The 15,222-nt window shown below is 50.4% G+C and carries 16 protein-coding genes; 8 read left to right on the top strand and 8 right to left on the bottom strand.

Annotation, left to right across the window (positions count from 1 at the left end; all coding sequences use genetic code 11):
- Position 1: 1 nt before the first annotated feature.
- The 5 genes from ruvA to aspS all read right to left on the bottom strand — a co-directional run bounded on the left by ruvA (position 2) and on the right by aspS (position 4,392).
- Positions 2-616 carry a Holliday junction branch migration protein RuvA gene (ruvA, locus tag ACMV8I_RS04660; RefSeq protein ID WP_498864020.1) on the bottom strand — a complete coding sequence of 205 codons (615 nt, stop codon included), beginning with the start codon at positions 614-616 and terminating at the stop codon, positions 2-4.
- A gap of 111 nt (positions 617-727) precedes the next feature.
- Positions 728-1,249, bottom strand: coding sequence for a crossover junction endodeoxyribonuclease RuvC (gene ruvC / locus ACMV8I_RS04655; RefSeq protein ID WP_498864019.1), 522 nt, complete (start codon positions 1,247-1,249; stop codon positions 728-730).
- Between the two features lie 125 nt (positions 1,250-1,374).
- Positions 1,375-2,118, bottom strand: a complete 744-nt coding sequence (locus ACMV8I_RS04650; protein WP_498864018.1) for a YebC/PmpR family DNA-binding transcriptional regulator — start codon at positions 2,116-2,118, stop codon at positions 1,375-1,377.
- A 19-nt stretch (positions 2,119-2,137) separates the two neighbouring features.
- A complete protein-coding gene (gene nudB / locus ACMV8I_RS04645; RefSeq protein WP_498864017.1) occupies positions 2,138-2,584 on the bottom strand; it encodes a dihydroneopterin triphosphate diphosphatase in 447 nt (148 codons plus the stop codon).
- Complete coding sequence (gene aspS / locus ACMV8I_RS04640) at positions 2,584-4,392, bottom strand: aspartate--tRNA ligase (RefSeq protein ID WP_498864016.1); 1,809 nt, start codon at positions 4,390-4,392, stop codon at positions 2,584-2,586. Before aspS ends, nudB begins: the two co-directional genes overlap by 1 nt.
- Before the next feature lie 356 nt (positions 4,393-4,748).
- On the opposite strand from aspS, the gene ACMV8I_RS04635 reads away from it, so the two are divergent.
- The 5 genes from ACMV8I_RS04635 (at position 4,749) to cmoB (ending at position 8,660) form a co-directional block, all read left to right on the top strand.
- On the top strand, positions 4,749-5,324 hold the full coding sequence (locus ACMV8I_RS04635; protein ID WP_498864015.1) for a hydrolase: 576 nt from the start codon (positions 4,749-4,751) through the stop codon (positions 5,322-5,324).
- A 41-nt stretch (positions 5,325-5,365) separates the two neighbouring features.
- The gene (locus tag ACMV8I_RS04630; protein ID WP_498864014.1) at positions 5,366-6,184 is read left to right on the top strand and encodes a DUF72 domain-containing protein; all 819 of its coding nucleotides are present in this window, start codon (positions 5,366-5,368) and stop codon (positions 6,182-6,184) included.
- A 213-nt stretch (positions 6,185-6,397) separates the two neighbouring features.
- Entirely contained in the window at positions 6,398-6,796 is a 399-nt protein-coding gene (locus ACMV8I_RS04625; RefSeq protein WP_498864013.1) for an MAPEG family protein, read from the top strand.
- 152 nt (positions 6,797-6,948) lie between these two features.
- The gene (gene cmoA / locus ACMV8I_RS04620; protein ID WP_498864012.1) at positions 6,949-7,692 is read left to right on the top strand and encodes a carboxy-S-adenosyl-L-methionine synthase CmoA; all 744 of its coding nucleotides are present in this window, start codon (positions 6,949-6,951) and stop codon (positions 7,690-7,692) included.
- Positions 7,689-8,660, top strand: coding sequence for a tRNA 5-methoxyuridine(34)/uridine 5-oxyacetic acid(34) synthase CmoB (gene cmoB / locus ACMV8I_RS04615; protein WP_498864011.1), 972 nt, complete (start codon positions 7,689-7,691; stop codon positions 8,658-8,660). The genes cmoA and cmoB overlap by 4 nt, the downstream gene beginning before the upstream one ends.
- A gap of 103 nt (positions 8,661-8,763) precedes the next feature.
- Here cmoB and ACMV8I_RS04610 read toward each other — a convergent pair whose 3' ends face one another.
- Positions 8,764-8,979 carry a hypothetical protein gene (locus tag ACMV8I_RS04610; RefSeq protein ID WP_498864010.1) on the bottom strand — a complete coding sequence of 72 codons (216 nt, stop codon included), beginning with the start codon at positions 8,977-8,979 and terminating at the stop codon, positions 8,764-8,766.
- 977 nt (positions 8,980-9,956) lie between these two features.
- Between ACMV8I_RS04610 and ACMV8I_RS04605 the strand changes: the two genes are divergently transcribed.
- A complete protein-coding gene (locus ACMV8I_RS04605) occupies positions 9,957-10,175 on the top strand; it encodes a YgdI/YgdR family lipoprotein (RefSeq protein WP_498864009.1) in 219 nt (72 codons plus the stop codon).
- Positions 10,176-10,486: 311 nt separating this feature from the next.
- Here ACMV8I_RS04605 and cutC read toward each other — a convergent pair whose 3' ends face one another.
- Positions 10,487-11,245 carry a copper homeostasis protein CutC gene (gene cutC / locus ACMV8I_RS04600; protein WP_498864008.1) on the bottom strand — a complete coding sequence of 253 codons (759 nt, stop codon included), beginning with the start codon at positions 11,243-11,245 and terminating at the stop codon, positions 10,487-10,489.
- 112 nt (positions 11,246-11,357) lie between these two features.
- On the opposite strand from cutC, the gene ACMV8I_RS04595 reads away from it, so the two are divergent.
- Positions 11,358-12,506, top strand: coding sequence for a MalY/PatB family protein (locus ACMV8I_RS04595; protein ID WP_498864007.1), 1,149 nt, complete (start codon positions 11,358-11,360; stop codon positions 12,504-12,506).
- On the opposite strand, the gene ACMV8I_RS04590 is transcribed toward ACMV8I_RS04595, so the two are convergent.
- Positions 12,503-13,063 carry a VOC family protein gene (locus ACMV8I_RS04590; RefSeq protein WP_498864717.1) on the bottom strand — a complete coding sequence of 187 codons (561 nt, stop codon included), beginning with the start codon at positions 13,061-13,063 and terminating at the stop codon, positions 12,503-12,505. The two genes, ACMV8I_RS04595 and ACMV8I_RS04590, sit on opposite strands and share 4 nt — an antisense overlap.
- Positions 13,064-13,360: 297 nt before the next feature.
- Between ACMV8I_RS04590 and argS the strand changes: the two genes are divergently transcribed.
- The gene (gene argS, locus ACMV8I_RS04585) at positions 13,361-15,094 is read left to right on the top strand and encodes an arginine--tRNA ligase (RefSeq protein WP_498864006.1); all 1,734 of its coding nucleotides are present in this window, start codon (positions 13,361-13,363) and stop codon (positions 15,092-15,094) included.
- The last annotated feature ends 128 nt before the right edge of the window (positions 15,095-15,222 follow it).

Raw genomic sequence — 15,222 nt, 5'->3', positions numbered from 1 at the left:
CTCACAGAGCCGCGCGTAAGGCGTCTCTAATCAACGTTTCACAATCCACGCCCGGCTTGGTCACTTTACTGACCATTCTGCTGGCTTCAGGTGGTTTGTAACCCAGAGAGATTAGCGCTGAGACGGCTTCGCCTTCTGCGTCAGACTCTTTTGCTTGTGACATCGATGCAGGCAGTGTGATATCAGAGCTATTATTAAACAGATCCCCGTTTAATCCTTTAAAGCGATCTTTCATTTCGACCACGAGCCGCTCTGCCGTTTTCTTACCCACGCCCGGTAATTTGATCAGCGTTGTTATTTCTTCTTTCTCTACGGCGCTCACGAACTGCTGCGCCGACATACCGGAGAGAATCGCCAGAGCCAATTTTGGCCCAACACCATTCACTTTAATCAGTTCACGAAAAAGCGCACGTTCCTGCTTGTCGTTAAAACCGTACAGCAGCTGTGCGTCCTCGCGAACGATGAACTGCGTGAAAACGATAGCCTCTTTGCCCAGATCAGGTAATTCATAAAAACAGGTCATCGGCATATGTACTTCATAGCCCACGCCGTTTGTTTCTAACAGCACCAGCGGTGGCTGCTTTTCCAGAATAATACCTCTGAGTCGACCTATCACTTTCACCTTCCTCTGTTGATTTTACCTGACTGACTTTACCTAAATGAATACCGCGCTGTTTATATCATAAAAAAGGCTGGATGAATATCCAGTCCATTCGTTTTCAGATAGCTATCGCATTCTGCCACGCGTCATTTGTAATTTGTCGCTGCTGAGGCGAATAGCATTCTGGCTCATATGGCAATGCGTAATGGCAATTGCCAGCGCATCGGCGGCATCCGACTGAGGATTGGCCGGTAATTTCAACAACGAACGCACCATATGCTGCACCTGAGACTTTTCGGCTGCGCCGGTGCCCACCACCGTTTGTTTCACCTGACGCGCTGCGTATTCGAAAACCGGTAGGTCCTGATTCACCGCCGCCACAATCGCAGCTCCGCGAGCCTGCCCGAGTTTCAGTGCTGAGTCAGGGTTTTTAGCCATAAAAACAGATTCAATGGCAAAAAAATCAGGGTGAAATTGGGTGATGATTTCGCTGACGCCAGCATAAATCAGCTTCAGGCGTGTCGGCATGTCATCCACTACCGTGCGGATACACCCGCTGCCGAGGTAACTCAGTTGTCGCCCTGTCTGGCGGATAATGCCATAGCCGGTAACGCGCGAACCGGGGTCAATCCCCAGAATTATAGCCATAGCCAATCAACGCCTTGTGTTTCGTTTTGTTTGAATGGAGGGAAGTATATACCCAAAGTAATTCGAGTTGCAGGGAGGGTAAGTGGATAGCCAGCCGGTGAAGACGTCACCGGCTAGAGAGAGCGTTACAGCGTTTCTGCGATCTCGTCGGAGATTTCACCATTGTGGTAAACCTCCTGCACGTCGTCACAATCTTCCAGCATGTCAATCAGACGCAATAGTTTTGGTGCAGTGTCTGCATCCATGTCAGCCTTGGTCGATGGGATCATGGTGACTTCCGCGGAGTCAGATTTGAAGCCAGCGGCTTCCAGCGCATCTTTTACATCACCCAGACTTTCCCAGGCAGTGAAGACGTCTATTACGCCATCATCATAAGCCACAATATCGTCGGCACCCGCTTCCAGAGCCGCGTCCATCACGGTGTCTTCATCCAGACCCGGAGCGAAAGTGATCACCCCTTTTTTGGTGAACAGATAGGAAACTGAGCCGTCAGTACCCAGATTACCACCAGTTTTGTTGAAAGCATGACGCACTTCCGCCACGGTACGGTTACGGTTATCACTCAGGCATTCCACCATAACGGCTGAACCACCAGGGCCATAACCTTCATAAATGATGGTTTCCATGTTGGTGTCTTCGTCACCACCAACACCACGCGCAACCGCACGGTTCAGGGTATCGCGGGTCATGTTGTTGGCAAGCGCTTTGTCAATTGCAGCACGCAAACGCGGGTTAGCGCCCGGATCGCCGCCGCCCAGTCTCGCAGCAGTTACCAGCTCACGAATGATCTTGGTGAAAATTTTACCGCGTTTTGAATCTTGCGCCGCTTTGCGGTGCTTGGTGTTGGCCCACTTACTGTGACCTGCCATAAAAATATCTCCAGTTAGTCTAATCAGACTCAATAGTTACAAATTCTTCAATCGCCTGCTGGTTACTCGGGGACACCGTCAACGCCGCCGCGGCGGGTTTGTCGAGCCACTGGTACGCGAGATGTTCTGTGATTTCCACATCCCGCTCTTCAGGCAGTGCCAGGCAGAACCAATGTTCTTTATTACGGGTCACGCCGGGAGCATAGCGATAACGCAAATGAGCAAATAGCTCAAACTCCACGCAACGATGACAGTTCAGTAACGGGAGATTCTCACCGGCAATATCGATACCGACCTCTTCCATCACTTCACGCTGCGCGGTGTCTGCCGGGGACTCATCTCCTTCAAGACTGCCGGTAACCGACTGCCAGAAATTCGAGTCATCCCGTCGTTGAAGCATCAGCACCCTGCCGGTGTTGCTGGCGTAGATGACGCACAGTATCGACTCAGGACGCTTATGACTCATTAGTTATTCTCTGAATCTGTGTCCGGCTTCACTTCTTTTGCTGCGTCTTTTTTCACAACGACCGCAATCCCCAGTTCCAGCAGCGATGTCGGGTTGGCAAAGCTTGGCGCTTCAGTCATCAGACAGGCGGCTGCGGTGGTTTTCGGGAAAGCAATAACGTCACGAATGTTATCGGTACCGGTCAGCAGCATCACCAGACGGTCAAGGCCAAACGCCAGTCCGGCGTGCGGAGGTGCGCCGTATTTCAGGGCATCAAGCAGGAAACCAAACTTCTCGCGCTGTTCATGTTCGTTGATACCCAGAATGCCAAACACGGTTTGCTGCATTTCACTGCGGTGAATACGCACAGAACCGCCGCCCACTTCGTAACCGTTGATCACCATGTCATAGGCGTTGGCAATAGCAGAAACCGGATCCGCTGCCAGTTCTTCTGCCGTCATCTCTTTCGGCGCGGTAAACGGGTGGTGCATGGCTGACAGGCCCCCTTCATCGGTATCTTCGAACATTGGGAAGTCGATCACCCACAGCGGTGCCCAGCTATCTTCTTGGGTGATTTTCAGGTCACGCCCCACTTTCAGACGCAGCGCGCCGATAGCGTCAGTCACGATTTTCGCGCTGGCAGCACCGAAGAAGATCATGTCGCCATCTTTTGCACCGGTACGGCCGATCAGCACAGTCAGTAGCTCTGCATTGAGGAACTTCGCGACCGGGCTCTGGATGCCTTCCAATCCTTTGGCAATCTCATTGACCTTGATGTAAGCCAGACCTTTCGCGCCATAGATTTCAATAAACTTGGCATACTCATCGATCTGTTTACGGCTAAGCGTAGCCCCGCCTGGAACGCGTAATGCAGCAACACGACCTTTCGGATCGTTGGCAGGGTCGGCAAATACTTTGAATTCGATATCTTTGAGCAGATCAGCTACGTCAACCAGCTCCATTGGATTACGCAGGTCGGGCTTGTCTGAACCGTAACGGCGCATGGCTTCCGCGAAGGTCATGATTGGGAAATCGCCCAGATCCACACCTTTCACTTCAGTCCATAGTTCGCGGGCCAGTTTCTCCATCACTTCACGCACTTGTTCTGCGCTCATGAAAGAGGTTTCGACATCGATCTGAGTAAATTCAGGCTGACGGTCAGCACGCAAATCTTCGTCCCGGAAGCATTTCACGATCTGATAATAACGGTCAAAACCGGACATCATCAGCAGCTGTTTAAACAGCTGTGGGGACTGTGGCAGCGCGTAGAATTTCCCTTTATGCACACGACTTGGAACCAGATAGTCACGTGCGCCTTCCGGCGTGGCTTTGGTCAACATCGGGGTTTCGATATCGAGGAAATCATGGGCATCCATGAAACGTCGCACCAAGCTGGTAATTTTTGCGCGTGCTTTTAGGCGGTTAGCCATTTCAGGGCGGCGCAGATCCAGATAGCGATATTTCAGACGCGCTTCTTCAGAGTTGACGTGGTTGGAGTCCAGCGGTAGGGACTCTGAACGGTTGATGATATTTAGGTTGCTGGCAAACACTTCCACTTCACCGGTCGCCATGTCTTTATTAAACTGGCTTTCAGGTCGCGCACGCACGGTGCCGGTAATTTGAATACAGAACTCGTTGCGCAGTTCAGAAGCCAGCTTGTACGCATCGCCCTGATCCGGGTCGAAGAAAACCTGAACGATGCCTTCACGGTCACGCATATCGATGAAAATCAAACCGCCCAAATCACGACGACGATTAACCCAGCCACACAACGTCACTTCCTGGCCCGCGTTGGACGCATTCAGTTTTCCACAATATACAGTACGCATAACGGTATCCTTTTGATCCCACTACCCGGCCTTACGGCACACGGGTACAGAAACGGTTATTCACTCTGGTCGCCCACTCGCAAAAACTGCGGCACGCGGAATAGGTTTTATTCGGCTCGAAAAAGGCGGCTATTATAAAGGAATTTCCTTCTCAGGATAAGAGCGAAGACGCGTCGCACGCAGCTGATTACTATCGTTAACCTCTGCAACACAATATTTAACAAAATTATCCACATTCGAGTCTGTGCCTTAGCATAAACTCACCGCAACTTTTTTATAGGTAGCAGACAAACGATTTTACGATCTCATCCCTTATCTAACACCTTCTACGTTGAAAACTCCGGGAGATAAAAACCATGAAACTCGACCCACAAACGACCGCACTGGTGTTGATCGACTTACAGAAAGGTATTTTGCCTTTTGCTGGCGGCCCGCACACCGCTCAACAGGTTCTGGACAACGCGACGGAACTCGCTAACCGCTTTCGTCAACTGGGCGCGACGGTAGTGATGGTGCGCGTTGGCTGGTCCAACTCTTTTGATGAAGCGCTGAAACAGCCTGTCGATATCCCGGCTGCTGCGCCAGCAGGCGGCTTACCCGCTAACTGGTGGGAATTCCCGGAGCAGTTAGGCGTCACCGACAGCGACCTGCTGGTGATCAAACGTCAGTGGGGCGCATTCTATGGCACAGATTTGGATCTTCACTTGCGCCGCCGTGGCATCAAAAGCATCGTGCTGGCGGGTATTTCGACCAACATCGGTGTGGAATCTACGGCACGTAACGCCTGGGAACACGGCTATGAGCTGGTGATCGCCGAAGATGCGTGCAGTGCGCACAACAACGAACACCATCAGTCCAGTGTAAAGTTCATTTTCCCACGCATTAGCCGCGTGCGTTCGACTGCCGAAGTGCTTGCCGCTCTGTCAGAGTAACGCTACCCTGCCTGCGGGTCACCACTAAGAGGATCGTCGGCATGTATATTGGTTTACCGCAGTGGCACCACAGCGCGTGGGCTCGCATCGGGTTGCGCGATTTGGCTGATTACGCACGGTATTTCAACTGTGTCGAAGGGAACACGACATTTTATGCACTGCCCAAACAGGAAGTGGTGATGCGCTGGCGCGACATGACGCCCGAAACGTTCCGCTTTTGTTTCAAATTTCCCTCGGCCATTAGCCACCAGGCTGCGCTGGCCCATTGTCAGGAAGAGGTCGATACCTTTTATCGCACACTGGAACCACTCGGTGAACGCATCGGGCAGTTATGGTTGCAACTTCCTGCGGCCTTTGCGCCACAGCATCTGGACCGTTTATGGCAGTTCGTCGACGCGCTGCCATCAGGCTTCGACTACGGTGTGGAAGTGCGACATCCGCGTTTTTTTGCTAAAGGTGAGGAAGAGCTGATGCTGAATCAGGGATTGCATCAGCGGGGCATTAATCGCGCGATCCTCGACAGCCGCCCGGTTCATAGTTCGACATCCGTTACCGAGGCGGTGCTCGAAGCCAAGCGTAAGAAACCTGTTCTGCCGCTGCACGCACTGGCGACGGCTTCCCGCCCTATCGTCCGTTTTATTGGTGGGGATGTGCTGGAGGATAACCGCCCTCTGTTTGTACAGTGGATCAAAAAACTCAGCGCGTGGGAATCGCAGGGCTTATCACCCTATTTATTTATCCACACACCGGACTGCACTGATGCACCGCAGCAGGCTCGCAGCCTATGGCAGCAACTGTGTCAGCAGATACCCTCTGTCCAACCTGCACCCGACTGGCCGGAGCAGGACTCCCTCTTCTGAGCAACCTTTTTCACCCCCCCGCTTTTTGATGCGCTTTTTCGGCGTATCTCTTTATTCGTCGCGACAGTGATTTGTTGTGTCGTTATCATTGTCCTGAATTTTTGCAGGCAAAACTTTCCAATCGCCTGAGCGTTTTCCTGCATGGCCATTTTTTCGGTATCAAGATAAAGTGGCCATGGCACTTAACTACTCCTGTAATATCGAGGTTGTAAAATGATCAGCGCGTTATATGTCGTGCTCTCCGCCGTATTATTGCTTAAATTATCTTTTGATGTGGTCAGACTGCGTATGCAATATCGAATTTCCACGGGTGACGGTGGTTTGTATGAGTTGCAAACCGCTATTCGAGTGCATGGGAATGCGGTGGAATATCTGCCAATCGGCTGCTTATTATTGATTATGATGGAAATGAACGGTGCTGAGGCCTGGATGGTGCATCTCTGCGGCTTGATGCTGATCGTTGGACGCCTGTTTCACTATTACGGTTTGAAAAATCGTGAATTCACCTGGCGCCGCAACGGAATGGGCGCCACTTATATTTCCCTGCTGCTCATGGTGGTGGTGAATATTATTTATCTGCCGTGGTCGCAGTTTTTAAATATTCGCTGGTAACAGTTTGCTGGCATCAAAGCGCCGGGAAAGAATCACTGAAACCTTGTGTTAAAGCAATAACGGCACATTTTATCGGTATCTGCTAACTATGGACTCTGTTAAAATATGTCCTCAAAATTTCGCCCCTTCACTTTTTGGTCTGACTCAGCACTATGGCTAACCACGATACTCTTTTTTCTGCACCGATAGACAAACTCGGCGACTGGACGTTTGATGAGCGCGTTGCCGAAGTCTTCCCGGACATGATCCAGCGCTCCGTACCGGGTTATTCCAATATTATTTCGATGATTGGTATGCTGGCCGAGCGTTTTGTACAGCCTGACAGCCGGGTCTACGACCTGGGGTGTTCGCTGGGTGCCGCCACGCTCTCAATGCGTCGTAATATTAAAGTCGCGGGTTGTGAAATTATTGCTGTCGACAACTCCCCTGCCATGGTTGAACGCTGCCGTCGCCACATCGACGCGTTCCGGGCCGATACCCCAGTGAACGTCATTGAAGCTGATATCCTTGATGTCGAACTGAGCAATGCGTCGATGGTCGTGCTCAATTTCACCCTGCAATTTCTGCTGCCAAACGATCGTCAGCGCCTGCTCAATCAGGTATATCAGGGCATGCGGCCCGGTGCTGCGCTGGTACTGTCGGAAAAATTCAATTTTGAAGATACCAACGTCGGTGAACTGCTTTACAACATGCATCACGATTTCAAGCGGGCCAACGGCTACAGCGAACTCGAGATAAGCCAGAAACGCAGCATGCTGGAAAATGTGATGCTGACAGACTCAGTTGAAGTCCATAAGGCGCGGTTAAAACAGGCCGGCTTTGAGCACGCCGAAGTGTGGTTCCAGTGTTTCAACTTTGGTTCGCTCATTGCAGTGAAAGCCGGAGAGGCAAAATGATCGAATTTGGTGACTTCTATCAACGCATTGCCAAAGGTCCCCTCAGCCCATGGCTGAATACCTTGCCCTCACAATTAACTGCCTGGCAGAAAGAGTCACTGCATGGCAAGTTCAAGATGTGGTTCAACGCCGTTGAGCGTCTGCCGCTGTTACAGCCTGAAAACCTGGATCTTTTGCACAGCGTCAGCGCCAGCAGGCTGGCGCATCTGCCGCAGGGCCAACGTGAAGGCGTTGAAAACCTGCTGCGTAACCTGATGCCATGGCGCAAAGGTCCGTTCTCGCTTTATGGTGTAGAGATTGATACCGAATGGCGTTCTGACTGGAAGTGGGATCGTGTTTTGCCACACATCTCACCGCTGGCGGGCCGCACCATTCTGGATGTGGGCTGTGGCAGCGGCTATCACATGTGGCGGATGATTGGTGCAGGCGCACATCTGGCGATTGGTATCGATCCGATGCAACTTTTCCTCTGTCAATTCGAAGCTGTCCGCAAGCTACTGGGTGGCGATCAGCGTGCGCATTTGTTGCCGCTGGGCATTGAGCAACTTCCTGAACTTAATGCCTTTGATACCGTGTTTTCGATGGGGGTGCTGTACCATCGTCGCTCTCCGCTGGACCATCTGTATCAGTTGAAAAACCAACTGCTGAATGGCGGAGAACTGGTGCTGGAAACGTTGGTCGTGGAAGGAGATAGCCAGCAGGTTTTGGTTCCCGGTGACCGCTACGCGCAGATGGGCAATATTTACTTCATTCCTTCAGCAGAAGCGCTGAAAGACTGGTTAATCAAGTGTGGTTTTGTCGATGTGCGTATTGCCGACGTCAGCGTCACGACAGTGGAAGAGCAGCACCGTACTGACTGGATGACCAGCGAATCATTGGCCGAATTCCTCGACCCGAAGGATCCGACAAAAACCATTGAAGGGTATCCGGCTCCGCGCCGTGCACTGCTGATCGCCCGCAAGCCTTAAGCATCGACGTTATTCCGGCTAGTCAACTAATCTCAAAAAAATGGCGGTTTATATAACCGCCATTTTTATGTATTCCAAACCTGTCTACACCCTGTTCAAGACATTACCCTACCGGAAGGGCACGAAGAGGTGCGTTATCAATGACCGGTATCTGGCTTAACCAGGTGCGTTCAGTAAATACGACAACGCTGTCTGCGCCGGTAGGTGTTCCGCAGGCACGGCAGATCAGCGCGTTCACCGCCACATCCATCGGTTTGGTTTTATTCACCGTAAAGCGATCGCACCCGCAGTGATCACAATAAATTTGCATATCAGGCATAATTGTTCGCATTAGGATTAATACCTATTGCAATCTCCAAAAAAAAACAAGTAATTCATTGCATTCAAGATAGCTAAAGCATTGGGAAAATGCGAGTAACTGAACGGTTTAATGTGTTTTTAGAGCATTAAAAAACCAATTGCATTTATGAACACCATGTTTTTCCGGGGGAACCATGGGTAAGAACTATCAACGTTCAGACACGGAGTACATATGCTTTAGAGTCACTCCGGGTGATCCCATCTTCGCAGACTGAAAAGCGTTTGTTTGAAATATCAGTGAGTTGAGGCTTTATTTTTTACTTCAATCTGAGATCAACCTTTAACGATACAGGCAGTCCTTAATAAGGATATCTCGCTGACTTTCATTTGCATCACTAAAGGAATAGCGAGTATTGGTGGATTTAGTTTTCTTATCTTTCGATGTGTACTTACCACTTACAACATAGTTCGGCGGTAATGCTGTAAGTGCATCCGGTTTAAATATATTCTCTCGCTGGTCAGAGACCCCCTCCTTCACCCAACGAAACGATGTGATTCGTAACCAGGCAACGCACAAAACCAACCCTAAAATAGGATCTGCTTCAACATAGCCATCTCTTACTCATAATGGAATTGGTAATTATACCCAGAGTTAGAAAGTTAGTTTAATATTTAAACGCCTTTCTTCCCGTCATGCCAAAAAATAAAATTAATTTACCATTCAACTGAATGGTAAATGGATAAAAATTATGCGTTTCTTAATTATTCAGAACGTGAATGCATTCTGTGCAGGTCTTCGCATCCCAGCAGCGCACGGCTTGAGCCATGATTATTTAGCAACAAACAGCGAATATTGCGACATCATGAATGCAGGGTGTTTAGACAATATTTAACAAAGATACTGCATGATACTTCATCCGGTTTTTATTCATCGGTAAGTGTGAAAATAAAAACGCTAGGTTCTATTAGTAAATACAGTATAAAAGGTAAATTAACGTGAAGAAAATTATCGCATTTTTGGCTGTTTCGTTCATCGCAATGACACTGGCTGGCTGCTCGAGTGATTATGTAATGCAAACTAAAAGCGGCGAAATGATTGTTACTCAAGGAAAGCCAAAAACCGACAAATCAACCGGACTGGTAACTTATAAGGACGCAGGCGGTAATGTACACGAAGTAAATCGCGATCAAATTCAGGCAATCATCGAAAAATAAGACTTCTCAACCTCAGTGGTCACTCTCGTTTTTGCCATATCGGTTTTGATTTATTGATGGGCTTGATTGAATCTATACAAAGTCTGATGGGCCGACTTAAACTGCCCGCGGCACGATGAAGTTCGCACCTGCTGAGCCTTAAAAAAATCGTCGGCTTCAAAGCGTGCTTTTTTATGTCAGATTCTTCATCTGCAGGCCGCTGTACCGTCCATGTCATCAATAATCAGCCATCGCAGAACCAGAGGATAACTCGGTTATTCCTAAGAGCTAACAGCCTGTCACTGTTAGCTCTTTTTATTGGCTATGGGGCTTCACGCCGTGCGTGACAACTGATCGCTAAATTCTAATGCCGTTTTCATCGCCGCAACGATATCCCCGTCCACACAATAACGGCTGAACTCATCGAAATCGGTATCAGAACTCATCGTCACGCCAGCTTTACGATAGCGCATCGGAGACGGTACCTGACGGCCGGCAGAGCTGTGCAACTCGCTCAAACCGATGTCGACAAACTTTTGCAAGTTAGTCAGACGCACACCTGCACCTGCCATAATGATTGGCCCACGGCTCAGCTGATTCAGCTCCCGTAACATCGACAAACCCACCTCAGCATTTTGCTGCTGGCCGGAAGTCAGAATGCGTGCAACACCCAGCTGCGTCAGTTGCTCCAGTCCCACCTTCGGGTTAAGGCACATGTCGAATGCCCGATGGAATGTCACCGCCAGATCACCGCAGAGTGCCATCACCTCAGACATTTTAGGTATATCAATGTGCCCTTCCGAGTCCAATATGCCGATGACCAGACCGGGGAAACCGAGATCGCGAATACAGGCCACGTCACTTTTCAATACTTCAAATTCGCTTTGGCTGTAGCAAAAGTCCCCGCCCCGAGGACGAACGATCGGATGCACCGGGATAGTGACTTTCTCCCTTGTCAGTTTTAAGGTTCCGTAGCTTGGCGTGATACCACCATCGGCCTGACTTGCGCACAGTTCAACACGATCGGCACCCGCTTGTTCAGCCGTTAACGCGCAGTCGACGCTATAACAACACACTTCTAACTTAGTCATGTGATCTCTCCTGATAACGGCATTATGCTACAACACTTGTCTGTAACGGGCCATGTCGCGTAGGCTTAAACATGAGCATTCCCGCCCAATTACCTGCTTTGGAAAGTTAACTATGACACTCAATTTTGATCAATGGGTAGACCGTAGTCACAGCGATAGTGTTAAGTGGAATAAATATAAAGAACAGGATGTCATCCCTCTTTGGGTGGCTGACACCGACTTCACAGCTCCCCCACAGGTGATTGCAGAACTGCAGCAGCGCGTGGCCGAGGGCGTTTTTGGCTATGGTTTTACGACGCCCGAGCTGATTGCTCTTTTTGTGCAACGCATGAGCGATCTTTATCAATGGTCAATCAAACCGGAATGGATTATCTCACTGCCGGGACTGGTATGCGGGCTCAATGTCGCTGTTCGGGCGAATACGACCCGGCAAGAGGCCAGTTTACTGCCCTCACCAATCTATCCGCCTTTTGTTCAGGCCGCCCAGTCCGAAGGACGTCAATTTAAAAGCATCCTGGTAAAAGAACAGCAACAACGTTGGGTGGTCGATTTAAACGACGCCAGCCTGCAACTGGACGGCAGTGAAAAACTGCTCATGCTCTGCAATCCTTATAATCCGGGCGGTACCGTGTATCGCAGGGAAGAGCTGTTACAGCAACAGGCGTTCGCTCAGGAAAACAACCTGGTGGTTTGTTCCGATGAGATACATTGTGACTTGTTACTGGAGCCCGGCCTGCAACATATTCCGTTTGCCTCACTGAATGAGGATGCTGAGCAGCGCTCAATAACCCTGATGTCACCGTCAAAAACCTTTAATCTGGCCGGACTTGGCGCCTCGATGGCCATTATTCCCAACGCAGCACTGCGCAGGAAATTTCAGGATACGGCAAAGGGTATTGTTCCTCACGTCAACATTTTGGCCTACGTTGCCGCCACTGCGGCCTATCGGGATGGCGCCAGATGGCTGGAAGAGCAACTTGACTACCTGCGAGGCAACCGGAATTTGGTCACCCGACGCATCAATACAATGCACGGTTTACGGATGCTGCCAATTGAAGGGACTTACCTCGGCTGGATAGACGCTTCTGCACTGCCGGTAGGAGACCCTTACCGCTTCTTTGTAGAAGCCGGAGTCGGTTTTACTTCCGGGGCTGACTTTGGCAACCCCCGGTTTGTGCGCATTAACCTTGGTTGCCAGCGGGCGCTGCTCGAAAAAGCACTGGACCGGATGGACATCGCGCTTTCAGGCCTGGACTGCTAATTTATTTCCTGTTCACTGGCCACGATATCGCGCAGGCTGTGCGGGTGAAACTTGATGGTGACCGTACCATCCGTGATGGCCAGCGTCGGGTTCGGTAACCGCTCATACTCACCCTTTGGCAAACTTTGTTTTAATTTAATGCCCGGTGCCACTAAGGCTTGATCTGCCAGTTGCTCCAGTGCCCGGGCATAGAACCCTTCTTCTCCACCGCTCAGCACCAGTTCAATATGTTCCCAGCCGTCATGCGGATAACGTTTTCCCCCCGGATAAGGCAGCTCAACCAAATCAATACTTAACGGCCCGACGCTTAGCGGCTCATCCAGTGAAAACAGACAAATAGGGCGACCGTTGATCTCGGTTTCATTGAGCAAAGTAGCACACTGTGCCAGGCCTTCACGCCAGCGGTCAGCGGTGGCGTTCTGATGACAGCGCAGCGAAATGTGGTCCGCGTGATAGGCGGATAAATCGAGCTGCAATTTCTCAGTAAATGAGGCTAGCGCGTCAACAAAGCGTGGCATATCGTTGACCAAGTCTGCCAACACGGTGACCTGTTTCATTTTCAACATGGTAGCTATTTCCTTATTAGTAATCACTGTCGGCGGCTAATTTACACAGGCTTTCATTACGTTGCCAGATACATGCCGCAGAATAGGTTTTTGCTCCGTTCTCTTCATGCGGCAATACTGACTCCGCAAGGCTAATATGATATAAACACGCATCATTTTTCAGTTCATCCGCAGCAGGATGAATAGTAAACAACCACGTTCCCTACCCTAAAGCATCCAAGTTGCAGGAAGGCGGCAAACGCATCTGCGGCGCGGCGTTTTATGGGTATACAGTTATAAGGTAATCCGGTGAATATACAGGCACTTCTTTCCGATAAAGTCAGCCAGGCGATGACCACAGCAGGCGCGCCTGCTGATAGCGAAGCGCAGGTCCGTCAGTCTGCCAAGGCACAGTTTGGTGACTATCAGGCTAACGGCATAATGTCAGTGGCTAAAAAACTGGGTATGGCACCACGACAACTGGCTGAGAAAGTCGTTGAACTGTTAGATCTGAGCGGTATCGCCTCCAAAGTTGAAATTGCCGGCCCGGGCTTTATCAATATTTTCCTCGACCGTGGCTTCGTTGCCGCTAACGCTGACAGCGCACTGCAAGATGCCAGGCTGGGCATTTCTCCGGTTGAGCAACAGACTATCGTCATCGACTATTCCGCACCCAACGTCGCCAAAGAGATGCACGTTGGCCATATACGCTCCACCATCATCGGTGACGCTGCCGTTCGTACCAATGAGTTACTCGGTCATAAAGTGATCCGCGCCAACCACGTGGGTGACTGGGGTACGCAGTTCGGGATGCTGATTGCCTATCTGGAAAAAATACAAAACGAACACGCCGGTGACATGAACCTGGCCGACCTCGAAGAGTTCTATCGTGCTGCGAAGAAAAACTATGACGAAGATGAAGAGTTTGCTGCTCGCGCACGAGGCTACGTTGTTAAACTTCAGGGCGGTGACGAGTATTGCCGAAAAATGTGGCGCAAGCTGGTTGACGTCACCATGGCGCAGAACCAACTGACTTATAACCGTCTGAACGTGACACTGACACAAGACGACGTGATGGGTGAAAGTCTGTACAACGACATGCTTCCTGGCATCGTGTCTGACCTGCAGGACAAAGGTCTGGCAGTAGACAGTGAAGGTGCGGTAGTCGTCTATCTTGATGAGTATAAAAATAAAGACGGCGACCCGATGGGCGTTATCATCCGTAAAAAGGATGGGGGTTACCTTTACACCACGACGGACATTGCCTGTGCGAAATACCGTTACGAAACGCTGGGTGCCGATCGCGTTCTGTATTATATCGACTCCCGCCAGCATCAGCACCTGATGCAAGCCTGGACCATCGCCCGCAAAGCCGGCTATGTTCCAGACTCAGTGGCGCTTGAGCACCATATGTTCGGCATGATGCTGGGCAAAGATGGCAAGCCGTTCAAAACACGCTCAGGCGGTACGGTGAAACTGTCTGACCTGCTGGACGAAGCGATAGAACGCGCACGTAAGCTTATCACCGAGAAAAATCCGGAGCTGAAAGACGCCGAAGAGTTTGAGAAGTTAGTCAATGCGGTGGGTATCGGTGCTATCAAATACGCTGACCTGTCAAAAAGCCGGACTACCGATTACATATTTGACTGGGACAACATGCTGGCCTTTGAAGGCAACACTGCGCCGTATATGCAATACGCCTACACCCGCGTAGCGTCAATCTTCAAACGCGCAGGTATTGACGTCAACAGCCTGACGCAACCAATAGTGATTAGTGAAGATCGCGAAGCCGCACTGGCTACCCGCCTTTTACAGTTCGAAGAAGTCCTGACCGTGGTAGCCCGTGAAGGCACACCGCATACCATGTGTACCTATTTGTACGACGTTGCGGGCCTCTTTTCCAGCTTCTATGAACACTGCCCAATTCTGAATGCAGAAGATAAAACCAGCCGCAACAGCCGCCTGAAACTGGCCCTGTTAACGCAGCGCACGCTGAAGACCGGGTTAGATACTCTGGGTATCGAAACAGTCGAACGGATGTAATATCCCCTCACCTTTCAGGCTGACTGATACAGTCTGAAAGATTTTGAAGCGGTAGGTTTTGAACAAATGAAAGGGCGATGTGATCGCCCTTTTTTATTGATTATTTTTCGTGATAGAAGTGCTGAAGG

It is taken from the genome of Ewingella sp. S1.OA.A_B6, assembly GCF_049889095.1.
In the GTDB taxonomy this organism is placed as follows: Bacteria; Pseudomonadota; Gammaproteobacteria; order Enterobacterales; family Enterobacteriaceae; genus Ewingella.
This window is presented reverse-complemented; position numbering and strand designations above follow the sequence as displayed.

Coding starts and splice junctions, on each gene's coding strand:
- ruvC (WP_498864019.1), bottom strand. CDS start 1,249: ATGGCTATAATTCTGGGGATTGACCCCGGTTCGCGCGTTACCGGCTAT.
- ACMV8I_RS04650 (WP_498864018.1), bottom strand. CDS start 2,118: ATGGCAGGTCACAGTAAGTGGGCCAACACCAAGCACCGCAAAGCGGCG.
- nudB (WP_498864017.1), bottom strand. CDS start 2,584: ATGAGTCATAAGCGTCCTGAGTCGATACTGTGCGTCATCTACGCCAGC.
- aspS (WP_498864016.1), bottom strand. CDS start 4,392: ATGCGTACTGTATATTGTGGAAAACTGAATGCGTCCAACGCGGGCCAG.
- ACMV8I_RS04635 (WP_498864015.1), top strand. CDS start 4,749: ATGAAACTCGACCCACAAACGACCGCACTGGTGTTGATCGACTTACAG.
- ACMV8I_RS04630 (WP_498864014.1), top strand. CDS start 5,366: ATGTATATTGGTTTACCGCAGTGGCACCACAGCGCGTGGGCTCGCATC.
- ACMV8I_RS04625 (WP_498864013.1), top strand. CDS start 6,398: ATGATCAGCGCGTTATATGTCGTGCTCTCCGCCGTATTATTGCTTAAA.
- cmoA (WP_498864012.1), top strand. CDS start 6,949: ATGGCTAACCACGATACTCTTTTTTCTGCACCGATAGACAAACTCGGC.
- cmoB (WP_498864011.1), top strand. CDS start 7,689: ATGATCGAATTTGGTGACTTCTATCAACGCATTGCCAAAGGTCCCCTC.
- ACMV8I_RS04610 (WP_498864010.1), bottom strand. CDS start 8,979: ATGCCTGATATGCAAATTTATTGTGATCACTGCGGGTGCGATCGCTTT.
- cutC (WP_498864008.1), bottom strand. CDS start 11,245: ATGACTAAGTTAGAAGTGTGTTGTTATAGCGTCGACTGCGCGTTAACG.
- ACMV8I_RS04595 (WP_498864007.1), top strand. CDS start 11,358: ATGACACTCAATTTTGATCAATGGGTAGACCGTAGTCACAGCGATAGT.
- ACMV8I_RS04590 (WP_498864717.1), bottom strand. CDS start 13,063: ATGAAACAGGTCACCGTGTTGGCAGACTTGGTCAACGATATGCCACGC.